This window comes from Virgibacillus sp. NKC19-16, assembly GCF_021560035.1.
GTDB lineage: Bacteria > Bacillota > Bacilli > Bacillales > Amphibacillaceae > Virgibacillus_L > Virgibacillus_L salidurans.
The window spans coordinates 1,727,901-1,746,106 of the sequence record NZ_CP074373.1 but is presented as its reverse complement, the minus strand read 5'-3'; the positions used below and the strand labels follow the sequence as shown (position 1 = coordinate 1,746,106).

Sequence of the window (18,206 nt, the reverse complement as noted above, 5' to 3'; positions counted from 1 at the left end):
CATCGCATTTTATATCTTTGTATCAAAAGCAACAATTGTGTTCGGCGGGACGAACCTTTGGGTGCAGTCCCAACCTTTTAAAAACATCCTTTAAAATAAAGATAGCTGATTTTTCTCTTCCATTCCATCTAAACATCCATGATTATCCAGATATTCCAAAACAGTCTTGGAAACCCTGCTCCGCTCACGAAGATCCTCCTTGGATAAAAACTCACCTTCTTCACGTGCTTTTACGATATTAAGGGCTGCGTTCGTCCCTAATCCATCAACAGCATTAAATGGCGGTATGAGCGTATTATCATCAACAATAAATTCCTTTGCATTGGATTTATAAAGATCCACCTTCTTAAATGAAAAACCACGTTCGCACATTTCCAGTGATACTTCCAATACAGTTAACAAGCTTTTTTCTTTCGGCGGGGCGTCATTTCCTTTTGCTGTTATATTATCGATCCGCTGTCTGATTGCCTGAGAACCTTTAACCATTGTATCTAATTCAAAGTCACCAGCTCTTACGGTAAAGTATGCCGCGTAAAATAAAATGGGATAATGTACTTTGAAATAAGCGATCCTCACTGCCATTAATACATAGGCAGCAGCATGAGCTTTTGGGAACATGTATTTAATCTTCTTACAGGATTCAATATACCAGTCCGGTACATCATGCTTTTTCATTTCAACAATCCAGTCATCCTCGAGTCCTTTTCCTTTACGAACAAATTCCATAATTTTAAAGGCAAGGGAAGCTTCCAAACCCTTGTGCATCAAGTAAACCATAATATCATCACGACAGCCGATAACATCAGGCAGTTCACATATACCATCATTAATTAACTCTTGTGCATTCCCTAACCAAACATCCGTACCATGTGAGAGTCCTGAGATAATGAGAAGTTCTGAGAATGTTGATGGTTTCGTATCCTCAAGCATCTGTCTTACAAAATTTGTTCCAAATTCAGGGACACCTAATGTACCGGTTTTACAATTAATTTGCTCTGGTGTAACTCCAATTGCCTCCGTACCTGAAAATATTTTCATTACTTCAGCATCATCGGTTGGGATGGTCTTTGGATCAATACCACTTAAGTCCTGGAGCATACGGATGACGGTTGGGTCATCATGTCCCAGTATATCCAATTTTAATAAATTACTGTCAATGGAATGGAAATCAAAATGGGTAGTTTTCCACTCGCTATTTCGATCATCTGCAGGGTATTGAATTGGTGTGAAATCATAAATTTCCTTATCCTCAGGAACAACAACGATTCCACCAGGATGCTGGCCGGTATTTCGTTTCACGCCTTGACTGCCCTGTACAAGCCGATCCACTTCGGCATTTTTTAAGACCAGTTGTTTATCCGATGCGTATCCTTTCACATATCCGTAAGCTGTCTTCTCTGCTACTGTCCCAATTGTCCCAGCACGATAGACATTGTCCTCACCAAATATTTCTTTTGTAAAGTTATGTGCTACAGGTTGATAATCTCCTGAGAAATTCAAATCAATATCAGGAACCTTATCACCTTTAAACCCTAGAAAAGTCTCGAATGGTATATCCTGTCCATCTTTCGTTAACAGTGTATTGCAACTTGGACAATTTTTATCAGGTAAATCAAATCCGCTTCCAGCAGTACCATCTGTAATAAATTCACTGTGATGACAGTGCGGACAAACATAATGCGGTGGCAGTGGATTCACCTCAGAAATCTCCGTCATTGTGGCTACAAAGGAGGAGCCGACTGAACCACGCGATCCTACTAAATAGCCATCTGTCAATGATTTTTTAACCAGTTTCTGTGAAATTAAATAGATAACCGCAAATCCATTTCCAATAATACTCTCCAATTCTTTTTCCAGTCGATCTGTAACGATTTCCGGAACTTTTTCGCCGTATAACTGTTTTGCACGATTATAACAAAGATCTCGAATTTCCTGTTCAGCACCTTCTATCTTTGGTGTAAACAGTCCATCACGGACCGGAGAAACGTCTTCCATTTCATCTGCTAAAGCATTGGTATTCGCAATGATAATTTCACGCGCTTTTTCTTCGCCTAAAAAGCTAAAGCATTCTATCATTTCATTTGTTGTACGAAACGGCGTGTCTGGTAAAGTTTGCCGGCTCAAGGGATTACCGGCTTGGGAAGCAATCAGAATTTGACGATATAATTTCTCATGCTTTTCGATATAATGTACATTACCTGTAGCAACTACTCTTTTATTCATACGTTTACCCATTTCCACCAGTTTTGTGATAATATCAAGGATTTGGGCTTCATTCTGAACAAGATCTTTTTCAATCAAATGAGCATAGTTGGCAGGGGGTTGAACTTCGATATAGTCATAAAACTCAGCTACTTTTTCTGCCTCTTCCGCTGATTTTTGCATCATAGTTTCAAAGACTTCTCCCTTATCACAACCTGATCCAACAAGAATACCATTCCTTAACTTTTGCAGTAAAGAACGTGGAATACGCGGCACACGATAAAAATAGTTAACATGTGCATACGAAACCAATTTGTATAAATTCTTTAGGCCTTCCTGCGTTTTCGCGAGTAATATACAGTGATATGGACGTGAACGCTGATATGCATTTCCTTCACCCATATGATTGTTTAATTGATTATGATTCGTGATTTCCTCTTTCAACAGGCCTTGAACCAATTTCCAAAGTAAATACCCTGTAGCCTCAGCATCATAAATGGCTCTGTGATGTTGTGTTAGCTCAATATCCAAATACTTACACAATGTATTTAGCCGATGGTTTTTTAACTCAGGGAACAAAAATCTGGCAAGTTCTAATGTATCTATAACAGGGTTTGTTGCCTTCTCATAATCTATTTTTTTTAAACCTTGGTTCAAAAAGCCCATATCAAAGCTGGCGTTGTGTGCTACTAGGATACTGTCTTCCATCCACTCATAAAAATCTTTTAATACATCATCAATCTCTGGTGCGTTTTTTACCATATCATCAGTTATGCCTGTCAAGTCAGTCGTCGTTTGTGAGAGGGCATGATGGGGATTTGCAAAAGATTCAAATCGGTCAACAATCTCTCCATCCTGAATTTTAACACCGGCAAGCTCAATGATAGTGTCATAAACTGCTGATAATCCGGTAGTTTCAACATCAAAAACCACATAGCTAGCTGTTTTCAAATCAACATTCGATTCGTTGTAGGCGATTGGCACACCGTCATCAACTAAATTGGCTTCAACACCGTACAATACTTTAATATCGTTCTTTTGACTTGCTGTATGTGCATCCGGAAATCCTTGTACTCCGGCATGATCTGTAATAGCGACAGCCTTATGCCCCCATTTTGCAGCTTGTTCAACAAGGGCAGACGGAGAAACAACCGCATCCATTTGACTCATTGTTGTATGCGCATGAAGTTCAACCCTTTTATCCTCATCAGGAAACCAGTCCGTACGTGCTTCTACTTTCACTTCATGAATATCATTTGCCATCATGGCTAATTCATTTGTATACATATCTGTTTGTATACTTCCTCTTGCTTTCACCCACATGCCTTCTTTGACGGATTCGAATTTCGCAGCATCCTCATCACCTTTGGAGAACATTTTAATTTGCAGGGAATCCGTATAATCTGTAGCTTTAATAATTAACAAACTTCTTCCGGAACGTAATTGACGGATATCTACTGCAAATATATATCCTTGCACGGTTACGCGACGTTCTTCCTCTTGAATTTCTTCCATTTGCATAACTTCATCTTGAATTTTATACCCAATCATAAATGGTTTATTTGCAGGTTGTGATTTCTCTTTATCACGTTTTTCTTTTTCCTGAACCGTTTTTAAGACAACCTGCTGATCCTCTAAGGCAGTTTGTTGTTTGAATTTTTGAATAGCCTCTGCTTCCGTTTTTACATTAATCTCCATCGAATAACTCATAGCACCGATTTTCCTGCAATACATTTGAAAACTATCTTCCAAACGTTTCTTTAAAGCTGTTGCCTCAGCTTCGTTTCTAGCAGTCAATATAATCTTATTATTGTTTACTTGAGGAATTTGAGTTTGAATTAAATCTTTATAAGCAGGTGATAGGTTGGTTAAATTTTGTATAAAGTTTTTCCAGTAATCACTAATGATGGAAGAATCACAGCTTTTTTCTTCCGTGTGAATCGTTACATCCAAGTTGGCGAATTGTTGAAATGTCTCTTGTAGTTTCGTTGTTAATAATAAATAGATATGTAATGGCAGAACTCGCTTCACATGGACATGAAAATGCCAAGTACGTGTCTGTTTATACACTTCTAACTTGTCTAAATAGCTTTCAAAAAAATAATCATTACTGTATTCTTCTGGCATTTGTAGCTGACTAAGTAATAAATTCATTTTTTCTTTTTTTGATATATCCATTTATTCTCCTCCTTATACAGCTGACAAAAGAGCTATAATCATGGAAACCCTTGCCGAAAGTAAAGACAAGGGTTTTCCATTCATGTTAAATCATAATCTAATATTACAAGAAGAGCCGTTGTATATCATTCCATGTAACGACAATCATTAACAGCATTAATAATGCAAAACCGACAAAATGGAAGATCCCTTCTTTTTCAGGAGCAATTGGTTTGCCACGTAGTGCTTCTATTCCAACAAACATTAATCGCCCACCGTCAAGTGCAGGAAGCGGAACTAGATTTACAATACCTAAGTTGACACTTAAAATAGCAGTCCACATCACAAAATTCATAAAGCCTGTCTGAACAATTTGATCTGTCGCATCATATATACCAACAGGGCCGGACAATAATTCAATGGAAACCTGTCCGGTAATCAACATACCTAAATTCGTCAAAATCGTTCTGGTTGTTTCATATGTCTGGGTAAACCCATATTCAAAAGTACCTAAGAATGATTTTTCAAAAGCCCTTTGAACCCCAACTTGTCCAATTGACATTCCCTCTACCTGTGTTTCAACTTCGTCTGGAACTACCGTAACAGTTTCCTCTTCCCCATTACGATCAATAGTCATATCCAGTTCCTCAGCTGGGTTATCTTGTACAATGGCAGTAAATTCTTCCCATGTGGCTATAGAATTTCCTTCAATTTCTATAATTTCATCATTCGCCTGTAACCCTGCTTCCTCTGCTGGACTTCCTTCTACAATCTCACTCATTTTTGCTTCATCAACAGGGACACCCTGAACCATTCCTAAGATAAGAAAAAGTACAATCGCCAGTACAAAGTTCATCATGGGACCGGCAAACAGTTGCATCGCCCTTTTTCCTGGACTCTTAGAAGCAAACTGGCGGTCATATGGCGCGATTTGCGTTTCTCGCTCGTCCATGATAAAGAATGCCTTAGGATCTACGTCAAAGCGTAACTTTTCTTCTTCATCTATCTCATAGCCTTCTATTACTAATTCATGATCCAGATCTGCATGTTCCACTTCAATAACTCGAGCATTTGGATGCTTTGATTTATTATTAACAATTATTTTATCAATTTTCCCTCCATCATTAAATTCGAGTCCGATATGATGACCTGGTTTTAAATCAATAATCTCGGGATCTTCACCGGCAACACGTACATATCCGCCAGCTGGAATTAAACGTATCGTATATAATGTTTCGTTTCTGGTAAATGAAAAAACCTTTGGTCCGAAGCCAATTGCAAATTCACGGGCTAGCATTCCTGCGCGTTTTGCAAAGATTAAATGACCCCACTCATGAATAAACACCAGTAATCCAAACATGAATATAAAAGCTACAACTGTTGTCAAAAAAAGCACCTTCCTTTGGTCGGGTAAATCCACACCTGTATGATAGTGGTAATCATAACAAAGATTGATGGAGCTATGATAATTTTACACCTTAAATGTTCAGCAACTTATGCACTATAAGTATATTTATATAAACCCTATAAAATGCAACAATGGTAAAACAAAAAGCAAACTATCGAAACGGTCTAATATCCCACCATGTCCAGGCAAAATGTTACCTGAATCTTTTACATTATAATGTCGTTTAAACGCTGATTCAACTAAATCACCAATTTGTCCAAAAACAGACGCCACTATTGTAGCACCTACAACAATAAGCATAGAAAAAGCAAATGGGTAAATAAGCTGGAATACTACTGCAACAACACAAGCAAGGAACACCCCGCCTAATGCTCCTTCTATCGTTTTTTTTGGACTTATTTTGGGCCAAAGCTTTCTCTTGCCGAAATAGCGCCCAAATAAATATGCACCTGTATCCGTAGCCCAGACGATGAATAAAGCATATAAAATATAGTTAAGACCTGCGTTGCGTGTTTCAATTAAATAAAAGAATCCCATTCCTACATATATAATCGCTAATAAAATAAAGCCGGTGTCATCAAAAGTGAATTTATTTTTCACTAAGACGGTGTAAGAGAGCAACAACAATACAAAAATCATTACTACTTCCGTTTGCGTTAGGTCTGTTATCCCAATATATCCAGAGGAATCATGCATGGGAAATAAAATCACCCATAAAAATCCAATTGCCAGTATAGACGGCACTGAATATATGACTATCTTATGCATTTTCATAAGTTCGATTAATCCAATTGTAGCTATTACATATACAAAAAGTGTAAAAGGCCAATCTCCATAGATGACAAATGGAAGAAATACAATCATTGATAAAATTGCTGTTAGAGTTCGTTGCTTCATATCCTAATCATCACCCTATATACCTCCATATCGCCTTTTCCGCTGTTGATATTCATGGAGAGCCTGCTTAAAAGTTTCTTCATTAAAATCCGGCCATAATACGTCTGTAAACCAAAATTCAGTATAGGCCAATTGCCATAGTAAAAAGTTACTTAACCGCTGTTCTCCACTGGTACGTATTAATAAATCTGGATCCCTAATTCCTTGCGTATATAAGTATTTTGAAAAAATTTCTTCATCCACTGCTTCTACAGATAGTTTTGCCCCATCTATGTCTGCCATTATTTGTTTAATTGCCTGCATAATTTCGAATCTACTACCATAGTTTAAAGCAAAATTTAATAATAATCCATTATTATTCTTTGTTTTATCTTTCGCATATTGGATTACTTCTTTTGTATCTTTAGGTAATGCTTCAACTTCACCAATTGTTTCAAGTCTTACATTGTTTTCGATCAATTCCGGTAAGTAAACATCCAGAAATTCTTTTGGAAGTTTCATGATGAAATCAACCTCTGATTTTGGTCGCTTCCAGTTTTCAGTAGAAAATGTGTAAAGTGTAAGTATTTGTACGTTATGCTTCGAAGCTGTCTTCACAATGTTCTTAACAACTTTTACTCCTTCTCTATGACCCGCAATACGTGGAAGGCCACGTTTCTTTGCCCATCTACCATTACCATCCATAATAATTGCCACATGGTCCGGGATGTTTTCTAAATCAGTTTGTTCATTTTCCTTTTTCTGTTTATTATTTATAAAAGGAAGTTTCATTGACATAGTTTTGTCCTCCAAATACTGTTGATTATCCATTTACAATCCTTTAACTATAATCAATATGAAGGAAAAAGAATTATAATACTAGTCCGTAAGGATGAATCATCATTATATCATTAAAATCGATGTTTATTATAGTGTATATGTAAAAAGAATACGAAAGCCCCCTTAAACAAGAGGGCCGTCTGCATCTTATTTTACACTTAATCGAAGCAATAATAAAGATTTCAAGTAATAAAATTTTAGAAAGACTACACTTCCATAATATCATTTTCTTTGTCTTTAGAAATTTGATCAATTTTAGCGGTTTGAGTGTCCGTTTCTTTTTGCACCTTGTCTTGCAGGCCACGTAAATCATCTTCTGTGAGATCATTATTCTTTTCTGCTTTTTTCAACTGATCATTTGCCTCACGACGAATATTTCGTACTTGGACGCGTGCTTCTTCTGCATACTTACCAACAACTTTCACTAAATCTTTCCGTCTTTCTTCCGTTAAAGGCGGCATGTTTATTCGGATAACATTTCCATCATTTGTTGGTGACACACCAAGATCAGCTTTTTGAATTGCTTTTTCAACATCAGAAAGTGATGATTTATCATATGGTGAAATGACAAGTAATCTTGCCTCTGGTACGGAAATAGAGGATAGCTGATTCAATGGTGTTGTTGCACCGTAATAATCTACATAAACATTATCCAGTAAGCTCGCACTTGCCCTACCCGCTCTTACAGTTGCCAGTGTTTTCGAGAATGCTTGTACAGCTTGTGACATTTTTGTCTGCATCTCTTTTACGATCTTTTCCGACATGATTATTTCCCCCTTATAGTTGTTCCAATTGTTTCACCAGCAACAACTCGTTTTATGTTGCCTTCTTCCATAATGGAAAATACAATTAATTGAATATCATTATCCATACATAAGGATGATGCTGTTGAATCCATAACACCCAGATCTGCGTTTAACATTTCCAAAAACGTTAAACTTTCATACTTCTGGGCAGATTTATTGATTTTTGGATCATCCGTGTATACACCATCTACATTATTTTTGGCCATGAGAATTACTTCCGCCTCAATCTCTGCAGCTCGTAATGCTGCAGTTGTATCTGTAGAAAAGTAAGGATTTCCTGTACCTGCAGCGAAGATAACAACCCGTTTCTTTTCTAAGTGACGAATTGCTTTTCTTCTAATATAAGGCTCAGCTACCTGGCGCATTTCGATTGATGTTTGTACACGAGTTGGAATATCAATGGTTTCCAGAGCATCCTGGAGTGCAAGAGAATTCATTATTGTTGCTAACATTCCCATATAATCAGCTGTTGCGCGATCCATTCCCATTTCGCTGCCGACTTTTCCACGCCATATATTTCCTCCACCTACAACGACGGCGATTTCAACTCCAAGTTCTGCCACTTCTTTTACTTGACTTGCGATGGATTGAATCACTTTAGGTTCAATGCCATATCCATGTTCACCACTTAAAGCTTCTCCACTTAATTTGAGTACAATTCTACGGTAACAAGCAGTTGTCATAAATACCTCCATAGATGAACTGATCTCCTGGGTAGGGAACTTGTTTAGTTCCCTACATCAGGTTAACTTATTTTTTAATCTGATTCATAACTTCTTCGGCAAAGTTCTCTTCACGTTTCTCCATACCTTCGCCTACTTCATAGCGAACAAACGAATTGACGCTCGCACCTTTATCAGCTACATATTTTTTAACTTTTTGATCGGGATCTTTAACAAAGTCTTGTTCCAATAAACAAATTTCTCCAAAGAACTTCCCAAGACGTCCTTCGACCATTTTTTGAACAATATTCTCCGGTTTCCCCTCATTTAAAGCTTGTGTTTTCAACACTTCACGCTCTTGATTAACCTCTTCTTCTGGAACCTCATCACGCGACACATAACGAGGATTAGATGCTGCAATATGCATGGCTATATCTTTGGCAAGCTGTTCGTCCCCAGTACCTTCAACAAGTGACAGTACACCAATATTGCCACCCATATGTAGGTAGGTCCCAAATGCATCATTATCTGTCTTATTTATTAACGCAAATCGACGGAGTGAAATTTTTTCACCAATTTTTGCAACTGCTGCATTGATATAGGCTTCTACTGTCTCACCATTTCCATGTAACGCTTGCTTCATAGCTTCTTCAATGTTAGCCGGCTGTTGTTTTACAATATGCTTTCCGAGTTCTGATAATAATTGTTGGAACTGATCGTTTTTTGTCACAAAGTCAGTTTCACAATTCACTTCTAATAGAACTGCGGAATTACCATCTGTTTCAATGTAAGTAGCACCTTCTGCTGCAATACGATCAGCTTTTTTAGCAGCTTTTGAGATTCCTTTCTCACGCAAGTAATTAATTGCTTTATCCATATCTCCGTCTGTTTCTTGTAGTGCTTTTTTGCAATCCATCATACCAGCACCAGTTTTTTCACGTAGTTCTTTTACCATTTTAGCAGTAACATTCATTTTATATCCTCCTTTGAATATTCTTTCTAAAAAAGGTGATAAAAGGCTCTTATCCTCTTATCACCTCACCTTTTCTACTATTAATTACACTTGTTTTGATTCAGCATTCGTTTCAGTTTTAACTTCAGCGTCAGCGTCTGTTTCTTCTGTAGCTGTTTCTTCTTTTACTTCTGCCTGCACATTTTCTGGTACCTCTTCTGTTTCTTCACCTTGTTTCACTTCCAGAATAGCGTCAGCAATTTTCGAAGTCAATAGTTTCACCGCACGAATGGCGTCATCATTTGCTGGGATAACATAATCAATTTCATCCGGGTCACAGTTTGTGTCCACCATTGCGATGATTGGGATGTTTAATTTATGTGCTTCAGCTATCGCAATACGTTCTTTACGTGGATCAATAACGAACATAGCATCCGGTAATTTATTCATGTCCTTAATCCCGCCCAAGAACTTCATTAAGCGATCTTTTTCTTTTAATAAATCAACAACTTCTTTTTTCGGCAGTACTTCAAATGTTCCATCCTCTTCCATACGTTCAATGTCTTTTAGACGAGTAATACGTTTACGAATCGTTTGGAAGTTTGTAAGTGTACCGCCTAACCAGCGCTGGTTAATATAGAACATCCCTGAACGTGTTGCTTCATCACGAACAGACTCTTGTGCTTGCTTTTTCGTACCAACGAAAAGAATTGAACCACCATTTGATGCGATTTCTTTTACATATTTGTACGCTTCATCAACCTTTTTAACTGTTTTTTGAAGGTCAATGATGTAAATGCCGTTACGCTCTGTGAAGATATATTTCTTCATCTTTGGATTCCAACGGCGGGTCTGATGTCCAAAATGTACACCAGCTTCTAATAATTGTTTCATTGAAATTGTTGCCATAAAAAATTCCTCCTAATTGGTTTTTCCTCCGCTTAGATCATTTTTGGATAAAGACCAGAATTTAACTGGCACCTTCTATACAAATTACTAAACGTGTGTTTTGAAACTTGCTCATCGTATGAACATAGTATTTACACCAAAAATTAATATATCATATAGGGTGCAGGTAATCAAGTGTTAAGTTATTTTTTTATGCATGTAATTTAATAATAAGTGCCGCTTCTGTTTTACCGCAGTTTAACTTCCGGGCAATTTCGGCTTCTTGGAATCCTTCATTATGAAGCTTGAGGATTCTTGCTTGCAGTGAGGTTTCTACACGATCATTGGCTTGCATTTCAGTAGGTAGATATTCATTGGTAGGCTCTTCTTCTGTCTTCCTTGCTGTTTGTATTACCTCAGGAGGTTCCCCCTCTTTAGCTTTAGATGATAATTCTTCTTGCAGAAGCCTATTCTCATCTTTTATTTCTTGAAGGTACACGTCCAATAGTTCGATGATCTCACCGGAATTCGTTTGTTTTAACTGCTGAATTTGCTTAAAGAGTTGATAAATAGCTAAAAATGATACGATGTGTAATAAAAAACTTATGATCAGTACGAATGATATCATTAAAACGCTCCTTCTACTATCGTTTTCCAAAATAAGAATGATTCTTACATTCATCGCCCCGTCTTGGTATCTATTCTTATATTTTTTCTTATTTATGATAAAGCCTGTATTTTTTTAAGTGCCTTTCTTAATTTAAAAATTGCTTTTTTATGTATTTGTGAAATTCTTGATGTAGTTAATCCGAGTACGTTGCCAATCTCTGTCAATGTTAATTCATCATGATAAAATAAACTAATCACCATTTGTTCATTGTCATTTAATAATTTAATACCCTCTGCAAGTTCTTTCTTCACCTCAATTGCAAGCATATTCTCTTCAGGTGAAATAGTCGCCTCATCAGCTATTGTATATCCTAAACCTTCTTTTAGTTCACTTCTTCCATCCCTTGGTTTTTCTTCAATTGATAATACATGTGCAAAAAGTGAATCCTTTATAATTTCCTCAACCTCTTTGGTTAACATGCCTGTTCTTTTAGCTATTTCTTCGGCTGTTGGCAATCGTTGATAGGTTTGTTCCAACTCCCCCGTAACTTGTTCAATTTTTTTCGTTTTTTCTCTTAATGATCTAGGAAGCCAATCTTCTTTTCTTAATCCATCAATAATCGCCCCACGTACACGAAACGCGGCATATGTATCAAATTTCAGATCCCGGGCAGGCTCAAATTTCTTCAAGGCATCATACAACCCCATCAAGCCAAAGCTTTTCATATCATCTTTACTTACATTATTTGGTAAGTGACTGGAAATTCTATCCACATGGAAACTTACTAAGTATATATAATTTTGTATGAGGTCATTTGCTGTATCCCTATCTTTCGTAAGTATCCACTTGTCCCATAACTTTTGTTCAAGAGGAGATTTATTAGTTGTCATGAGAATCGCTCCTCCTTCATTAAATAAATATTTCCTTCTTATTTACTTTGCTTATTTTCAACTCACAGGAATCAGGATCAAATTCAATTGTTCTACCGCACAGTGCCGCCTAAATCAAAACGGTAACGTGTAACGCACGTAGTTCTTGGAGTCATTGCTGTTTATTTTTGGATCTATAATAATTACATAATCTGTTACGTGCTACAATTCAACTGATCCTGCTGTTAAAATAGCTCCGGCCCTATCCAGACTGAAATATGAATGGATGGCTTCATATCGATGTTGCCAATTTCCCTCAACACATCCTTCTGTAAGGTTGTAAGATTCATATCCTCACGTCTACCCTTCCACTGTTTTTGTAACATTTATTTCCTCAGGTATTAACACTTTTGGTAAATCGAGTAAAATAAGTAAACGGCTCTCAAGCTTAACTACACCTTCTATATAGTTAGTGTCTACAGCCCCAACTACTTCCAGAGCGGGTTCAATCGCATTTCTTTGGATGTCGATCACATCAGTAGCCGCATCGACAATCAGACCTACCTCTTTTTCCTCAACATTTACGATAATGATTCGTGTTGCTTCATTTGGCTCGGTCTTCTTGATACCAAAGCGAGCACTTAAATCAATGATCGGGATTATTACACCACGTAAATTAATAACTCCTTTAACAAAATCAGCTGTTTGCGGAACTCTCGTAATTGGCTGCATACGTTTAATTGATCCAATTTGTTGTACAGAAACCGCGTATTCTTCATCTTTTAATTGAAAAACGATTACTTTACCCATTATTGTTTCATTTTCCAATCCAATTCCTCCCTTGGTTACCTCCCCGCCAGTAACTGTTTTAATTTTTGGACAAAAGAGGTGGATTCTATTTTGTTTACTCCCGACGTATTTGTTGTATAGTTACGCACCAGTTGTTTGGTTGCTTTTGATATGGTTGATTGCTCATTTAATAGGACATATGGAATTTGCCTTCTGACAGCGGTAAAAACAGTTTTATCCTCCGGTATAATTCCAAGCATTTTAATATCAATATGTAAAAAATGATCGACTACATTTTTGAACCTTTCCAAGGATATCTTTCCATCACTTGTTGTGGAACGATTCATTACTACATATATTGGTATATCAGGTTGACTGCTCGCGACGTGTTTTACCATACTATAAGCATCTGTAATAGATGTGGGCTCTGGTGTTGTGATAACCATACATTCATCTGATGCAAGAATAAAGAAAATACTATCCTTTGTAGCTCCTGCCCCCATATCAAAGAGAATGTAGTCATAGAACTCAGTCAATTCCTGATACTGCACAAAAAAATAATCTCTATTTCCCTGATTCATGGTAAAGAAATCACTCAATCCGGAGCCTCCTGCAATATATGCTAATCCACCTGGGCCTTTTTCTATGATTTCATGAATGGATAACTTTTCATTAAACATGTCGATAATTGTCTTTTCAGCATGTAATCCTAGCAAGATATCAATATTTCCCATCCCTACATCTAAATCAAATAAAAGCACCTTTTTCTGCTGACGTATTAATTCCAGGGAAAAATTCAAAGCAATATTCGACTTCCCGACACCACCTTTTCCGCTTATGATAGCCAGTGTTTTTGCCTCTTTTGAATGGACCTGACGTCGCAAACTTGATGCTTGATCATACATTATTTTCACCCACTATATAGTTCGTAATGATACCTGGCGTTATGTGAACAAGGTCATCTGGTACATCTTGTCCGTTTGTAATATAAGCAATGCTTATTTGTTTTTGCAGTACAATGTTTAATAGTGTGCCATACTGTCTTGTTTCATCAATTTTGGTGAAAATAACTTCTTTGATGGGTATTGACGAAAACTGATCATATATTTCAGTAATATCCTTTGTCTTTGCAGTCAATGACAGAACGAGATATGTATCCATATCCATACTTACATCAATTGTATTTTGTAATTCTTCTACATAGTATTTATCACGGAAATTTCTACCTGCTGTATCAACAAGTATTAAATCATAGCTTCCAAATGATTCAATAGCGCTTTTGTAATCTTCTATCGTATAGGCAACTTCTATTGGGACATCCAGAATTCGCGCGTATGTCCTCAATTGTTCTATTGCTGCTATCCGATACGTGTCTGTGGTAATAAAAGCAACCTTTTTGTTATCTTTTAGTATGCTTTTTGCTGCTATTTTTGCCAGCGTTGTTGTTTTTCCAACTCCTGTTGGGCCCACAAACTGTGCAATTCTCTTATCATACGCAATTCCTTTAAAAGAGAAATCCTTTAATCTATTTTTTATCTCTTTTGCTATTTCTTCTTTAATCATGTCAAGACTTGGGGTGGTTTTTGTTTCTGTGTACTGTTTAACCACCTTACTCACGAGCTCTTTGGCCAGCTCAGGACCTACCTCTTGTTCCAGCAATTGTTGATAGACAATTTGATAATCAGCCGGGTAATTATTTTCATTTGACATCGACTGATACATGAGAGCTTTTTTCAACTGTTTCAGTTCATACAGTACTTCCGTGTTGCTATTTTTCATTTGAGAAACATTTCCATTGTTATCACGTGGGTTATGTCTTATAGATTTGTTTGTTTTCCTTTCTGCCGGCTCAGGATCAAGTGCTGCTATTACTTCAATGCTTACCTTTTTAAATAACCCTAAAAATCCGCCTTTACTGATTTCCTTTGAGTTCAATATAACCGCATCTGGGCCCAGTTCTTTGCGGATTTGATTCATAGCTTCAGGCATCGTTGGTGCTACGAATTTCTTTACCTTCATGCTACATTCACCACCCCTACACTTTGCACTTGTACATTTGGCTCCAGTTCATTATAGGACAATACAGCTACTTGCGGTAAGTAACGATCCATTAATTGTTTTAGATACATTCGAATGGCCGGTGAGCAAAGCACCACAGAGATCTCTTCCTGTAAAGCTAATTTTTCAACCTCTTCATGAATTGTTTTCATAATAAGCTGTTGTGACTCCGGTTCTAAAGCTAAATAATTACCGTGTTCCGTCTGTTGAATATTTTCGGCAATCATTTTCTCCACTTTGCCTGATACTGTTATCACTTTTAATGACAAATCTTCATGAGCAAATTGTTTCGTGATTTGTGAAGATAAAGCTTGCCTGGAATATTCGCCTAATAACTCTGTATCATTTGTCATTCTGGAAAAGTCGGCCAATGTTTCAAAAATGATGGGTAAGTTACGTATGGAAATATTCTCTTTAAGTAGCTTTGCCAAGACCTTTTGAATATCCCCAATTTGCAATGGGTCTGGTGTAACTTCCTCCACTAATATTGGATGGCTTTCTTTCAAATGATCAATTAATTGCTTTGTTTCCTCTCTGCCAAGTAATGTGTGGGCATGCTGCTTTATAACCTCGGTAATATGTGTGGAGGCGACCGATGGTGGATCAACTACTGTATAACCGGACAACTCAGCTTCGTCTTTATTATCCTCCGTAATCCACTTTGCCGGTAATCCAAATGCAGGTTCCAATGCATCAATACCATCAATAGAATCATCATCTAGGTCAGGTGCCATAGCCAAATAATGATCAAGTAATAATTCGCCTGTAGCTACTTCGTTTCCTTTTATTTTCAACCGGTATTCATTGGGACCGAGCTGTATGTTATCGCGTATTCGAACAACCGGAATTACAACCCCCAACTCTATTGCCAATTGCCTGCGAATCATGATGATACGATCCAATAAATCGCCACCCTGATTTGCATCTGCCAAAGGTATGAGAGCATAGCCAAATTCAAATTCAATTGGATCCATATTTAATAAACTGACCACATTTTCAGGCAATTTCATGGCCGAACTTTCCGATTGATCTTCTTCCTCTATATCCGGTACTTCGGGCTCACTTGTTTGTTTCAATAATAAGTAGCCGCTAAGTGCTAATATCCCTGCAAGGACAGAGGTCAAGAAAAAATTAATCGGTGTAAATCCAAGCAAAAAAATGGTACCGGCAGCAATGAATAATAATTTCGGATATTGGAGTAATTGGCCTGTAACTTCTGTGCCTAAATTTCCTTCGGTTGTAGTCCTGGTTACCACAATTCCTGTTGCTGTTGCGATTAATAGTGCTGGAATTTGACTTACTAGACCATCACCAACTGTTAAACGCGTAAAGGTATTGATAGCTTCCTGGAAAGACATATCCATTTGAACCATACCGATAATAATCCCGAATATAATATTGATTAAAACAATGATGATTCCTGCGATCGCATCACCTTTAACAAATTTACTTGCACCATCCATTGACCCATGGAAGTCTGCTTCGTTCTCAACCTTCCCGCGTCTTTCTTTTGCCTGTTGCTCTGTTATTAATCCAGCATTTAAATCTGCATCAATACTCATTTGTTTCCCTGGCATCGCGTCCAACGTAAAACGAGCTGCAACTTCTGATACACGTTCGGAGCCTTTTGTAATAACTAAAAATTGAATAATAACTAAAATAATAAATACAACAAATCCAACCAGCGGATTACCTCCAATAACAAATGACCCAAACGTGTCAACAACCCCACCGGCATCTGCTTCTGATAGTATCGATCGTGTTGTCGATACATTTAACCCTAGTCGAAATAAAGTTAACAGCAATAAGAGAGTTGGAAAAACGGAAAATTGTAAAGCTTCCTGTGTGTTCATGGAGACTAGGATAACAACAAGTGCTATTGTAATATTACATAAAATGAGTACACTTAATAGCCACCCAGGTAGTGGAATAACTAACATAATAATGATTAATATAACGCCTAAAAGTACGGATAAATCACGTGCTTTCATGATTTTCTCTCCTCATGCTAAACTTTTTTCTCTATTCGATACACATAGGCCAATATCTCAGCGACGGCCTGATAGAATTCTTCTGGAATCATATCATCAATATCCAAAACACTATGTATGGAACGTGCCAATTGTCTATTTTCTACTGTTACAACGTCGTTCGCTTTGGCAATTTCTTTGATTCGTAAAGCCATTTGATCCACTCCTTTTGCCACAATGTACGGAGCTACTGCTTTGGTTTCATCATACTTGATGGCTACCGCAAAATGAGTAGGATTTGTAATGACAACATCTGCTGATGGCACCTCGCTCATCATCCGTTGACGAGCGAAGTGCCTTTGCTTTTCCTTTATTTTGGATTTTATTAGAGGATCACCCTCCATGTTCTTATGCTCATCTTTTACATCCTGCTTTGACATTTTTAAGTTTTTTTCAAAATCATACCGTTGATATACATAATCAAAAATGGATAGGAATAACAAAGCAATCGTTGCTGATATACCCATAACAATGGTTACTCTCCCAAAAAAGGCAAGCGCATCTTCTGCACTTTTAAAGGCAAGCATCATCATTTCATCTTTATAAATCCAAATCGCCATAAATGTAATAACACCTATAAAGACAATTTTCAGGAATGATTTTACTAATTCCACTAAAGCACGTATGGAGAATATCCTTTTGGCACCTTGAATGGGATCAATTTTTTTCAAATCCATTTTCAACGGTTTGGCAGTAAACAAAAATCCAATTTGCGTAAGATTGGAAGCAAATCCCGCAATAATGGCAGCAAGCATAATTGGCGCAAGTATTTTTGCTATTTCAATCGTTGCTCCGGAAAATAGCTGATGAACGGAGTTTTGTGTTACCTCCCAATGGATAAACTCTGTAAATGAGTGCTCATATAAAGTTGTCATACTGTTTCTCATGGCGTTGCCAAAAACAAATAATATAATAAATGTAAATAATAATAGAATAGCTGTATTTACATCCTGGCTTTTTGCTACCTTTCCTTTTTGCCTTTCATCATGTTTTTTCTTCGGGGTAGCTTTTTCTGTTTTTTCACCTGCAAAAAATTGTAAATCCATCCTCAAATGCAAG

15 protein-coding genes are annotated in these 18,206 nt (G+C 37.2%); all 15 read right to left on the bottom strand.

Annotated elements, in window-relative coordinates; genetic code table 11:
• Nucleotides 1-90: 90 nt before the first annotated feature.
• The 15 genes from KFZ58_RS08995 to flhB all read right to left on the bottom strand — a co-directional run bounded on the left by KFZ58_RS08995 (nt 91) and on the right by flhB (nt 18,205).
• Nucleotides 91-4,380, bottom strand: a complete 4,290-nt coding sequence (locus KFZ58_RS08995) for a PolC-type DNA polymerase III (RefSeq protein ID WP_235794464.1) — start codon at nt 4,378-4,380, stop codon at nt 91-93.
• Nucleotides 4,381-4,483: 103 nt separating this feature from the next.
• Entirely contained in the window at nt 4,484-5,746 is a 1,263-nt protein-coding gene (gene rseP, locus KFZ58_RS08990) for an RIP metalloprotease RseP (protein ID WP_235794463.1), read from the bottom strand.
• A 126-nt stretch (nt 5,747-5,872) separates the two neighbouring features.
• Nucleotides 5,873-6,664 (bottom strand): phosphatidate cytidylyltransferase, encoded by a 792-nt coding sequence (locus KFZ58_RS08985; protein WP_235794462.1) that lies wholly within the window; start codon nt 6,662-6,664, stop codon nt 5,873-5,875.
• A gap of 15 nt (nt 6,665-6,679) precedes the next feature.
• Nucleotides 6,680-7,441, bottom strand: coding sequence for an undecaprenyl pyrophosphate synthase (gene uppS, locus KFZ58_RS08980; RefSeq protein WP_235794461.1), 762 nt, complete (start codon nt 7,439-7,441; stop codon nt 6,680-6,682).
• 248 nt (nt 7,442-7,689) lie between these two features.
• Entirely contained in the window at nt 7,690-8,247 is a 558-nt protein-coding gene (gene frr / locus KFZ58_RS08975) for a ribosome recycling factor (RefSeq protein WP_235794460.1), read from the bottom strand.
• Between the two features lie 2 nt (nt 8,248-8,249).
• Nucleotides 8,250-8,972: a UMP kinase gene (gene pyrH / locus KFZ58_RS08970; RefSeq protein ID WP_235794710.1), complete on the bottom strand. Its 723-nt coding sequence runs from the start codon at nt 8,970-8,972 to the stop codon at nt 8,250-8,252.
• A gap of 67 nt (nt 8,973-9,039) precedes the next feature.
• Nucleotides 9,040-9,924, bottom strand: coding sequence for a translation elongation factor Ts (gene tsf / locus KFZ58_RS08965; RefSeq protein ID WP_235794459.1), 885 nt, complete (start codon nt 9,922-9,924; stop codon nt 9,040-9,042).
• An 84-nt stretch (nt 9,925-10,008) separates the two neighbouring features.
• On the bottom strand, nt 10,009-10,812 hold the full coding sequence (gene rpsB, locus KFZ58_RS08960) for a 30S ribosomal protein S2 (RefSeq protein WP_235794458.1): 804 nt from the start codon (nt 10,810-10,812) through the stop codon (nt 10,009-10,011).
• A gap of 190 nt (nt 10,813-11,002) precedes the next feature.
• A complete protein-coding gene (locus KFZ58_RS08955) occupies nt 11,003-11,419 on the bottom strand; it encodes a DUF6115 domain-containing protein (RefSeq protein WP_235794457.1) in 417 nt (138 codons plus the stop codon).
• Nucleotides 11,420-11,511: 92 nt separating this feature from the next.
• A complete protein-coding gene (locus KFZ58_RS08950; RefSeq protein WP_235794456.1) occupies nt 11,512-12,291 on the bottom strand; it encodes a FliA/WhiG family RNA polymerase sigma factor in 780 nt (259 codons plus the stop codon).
• A 339-nt stretch (nt 12,292-12,630) separates the two neighbouring features.
• On the bottom strand, nt 12,631-13,098 hold the full coding sequence (locus KFZ58_RS08945) for a chemotaxis protein CheW (protein WP_370642476.1): 468 nt from the start codon (nt 13,096-13,098) through the stop codon (nt 12,631-12,633).
• A gap of 17 nt (nt 13,099-13,115) precedes the next feature.
• Nucleotides 13,116-13,964 carry a MinD/ParA family protein gene (locus KFZ58_RS08940; RefSeq protein ID WP_235794455.1) on the bottom strand — a complete coding sequence of 283 codons (849 nt, stop codon included), beginning with the start codon at nt 13,962-13,964 and terminating at the stop codon, nt 13,116-13,118.
• The gene (gene flhF, locus KFZ58_RS08935) at nt 13,957-15,078 is read right to left on the bottom strand and encodes a flagellar biosynthesis GTPase FlhF (protein ID WP_235794454.1); all 1,122 of its coding nucleotides are present in this window, start codon (nt 15,076-15,078) and stop codon (nt 13,957-13,959) included. The genes KFZ58_RS08940 and flhF overlap by 8 nt, the downstream gene beginning before the upstream one ends.
• A complete protein-coding gene (gene flhA / locus KFZ58_RS08930; protein WP_235794453.1) occupies nt 15,075-17,108 on the bottom strand; it encodes a flagellar biosynthesis protein FlhA in 2,034 nt (677 codons plus the stop codon). The genes flhF and flhA overlap by 4 nt, the downstream gene beginning before the upstream one ends.
• Nucleotides 17,109-17,125: 17 nt before the next feature.
• Entirely contained in the window at nt 17,126-18,205 is a 1,080-nt protein-coding gene (gene flhB / locus KFZ58_RS08925; RefSeq protein WP_235794452.1) for a flagellar biosynthesis protein FlhB, read from the bottom strand.
• Nucleotide 18,206: the final 1 nt, after the last annotated feature.

What these genes read in the sequence shown, in the direction of transcription:
- KFZ58_RS08995 (WP_235794464.1), bottom strand. Translation starts at nt 4,380, where the DNA reads ATGGATATATCAAAAAAAGAAAAAATGAATTTATTACTTAGTCAGCTA.
- KFZ58_RS08985 (WP_235794462.1), bottom strand. Translation starts at nt 6,664, where the DNA reads ATGAAGCAACGAACTCTAACAGCAATTTTATCAATGATTGTATTTCTT.
- uppS (WP_235794461.1), bottom strand. Translation starts at nt 7,441, where the DNA reads ATGTCAATGAAACTTCCTTTTATAAATAATAAACAGAAAAAGGAAAAT.
- frr (WP_235794460.1), bottom strand. Translation starts at nt 8,247, where the DNA reads ATGTCGGAAAAGATCGTAAAAGAGATGCAGACAAAAATGTCACAAGCT.
- pyrH (WP_235794710.1), bottom strand. Translation starts at nt 8,972, where the DNA reads ATGACAACTGCTTGTTACCGTAGAATTGTACTCAAATTAAGTGGAGAA.
- tsf (WP_235794459.1), bottom strand. Translation starts at nt 9,924, where the DNA reads ATGAATGTTACTGCTAAAATGGTAAAAGAACTACGTGAAAAAACTGGT.
- rpsB (WP_235794458.1), bottom strand. Translation starts at nt 10,812, where the DNA reads ATGGCAACAATTTCAATGAAACAATTATTAGAAGCTGGTGTACATTTT.
- KFZ58_RS08955 (WP_235794457.1), bottom strand. Translation starts at nt 11,419, where the DNA reads ATGATATCATTCGTACTGATCATAAGTTTTTTATTACACATCGTATCA.
- KFZ58_RS08950 (WP_235794456.1), bottom strand. Translation starts at nt 12,291, where the DNA reads ATGACAACTAATAAATCTCCTCTTGAACAAAAGTTATGGGACAAGTGG.
- KFZ58_RS08940 (WP_235794455.1), bottom strand. Translation starts at nt 13,964, where the DNA reads ATGTATGATCAAGCATCAAGTTTGCGACGTCAGGTCCATTCAAAAGAG.
- flhF (WP_235794454.1), bottom strand. Translation starts at nt 15,078, where the DNA reads ATGAAGGTAAAGAAATTCGTAGCACCAACGATGCCTGAAGCTATGAAT.
- flhA (WP_235794453.1), bottom strand. Translation starts at nt 17,108, where the DNA reads ATGAAAGCACGTGATTTATCCGTACTTTTAGGCGTTATATTAATCATT.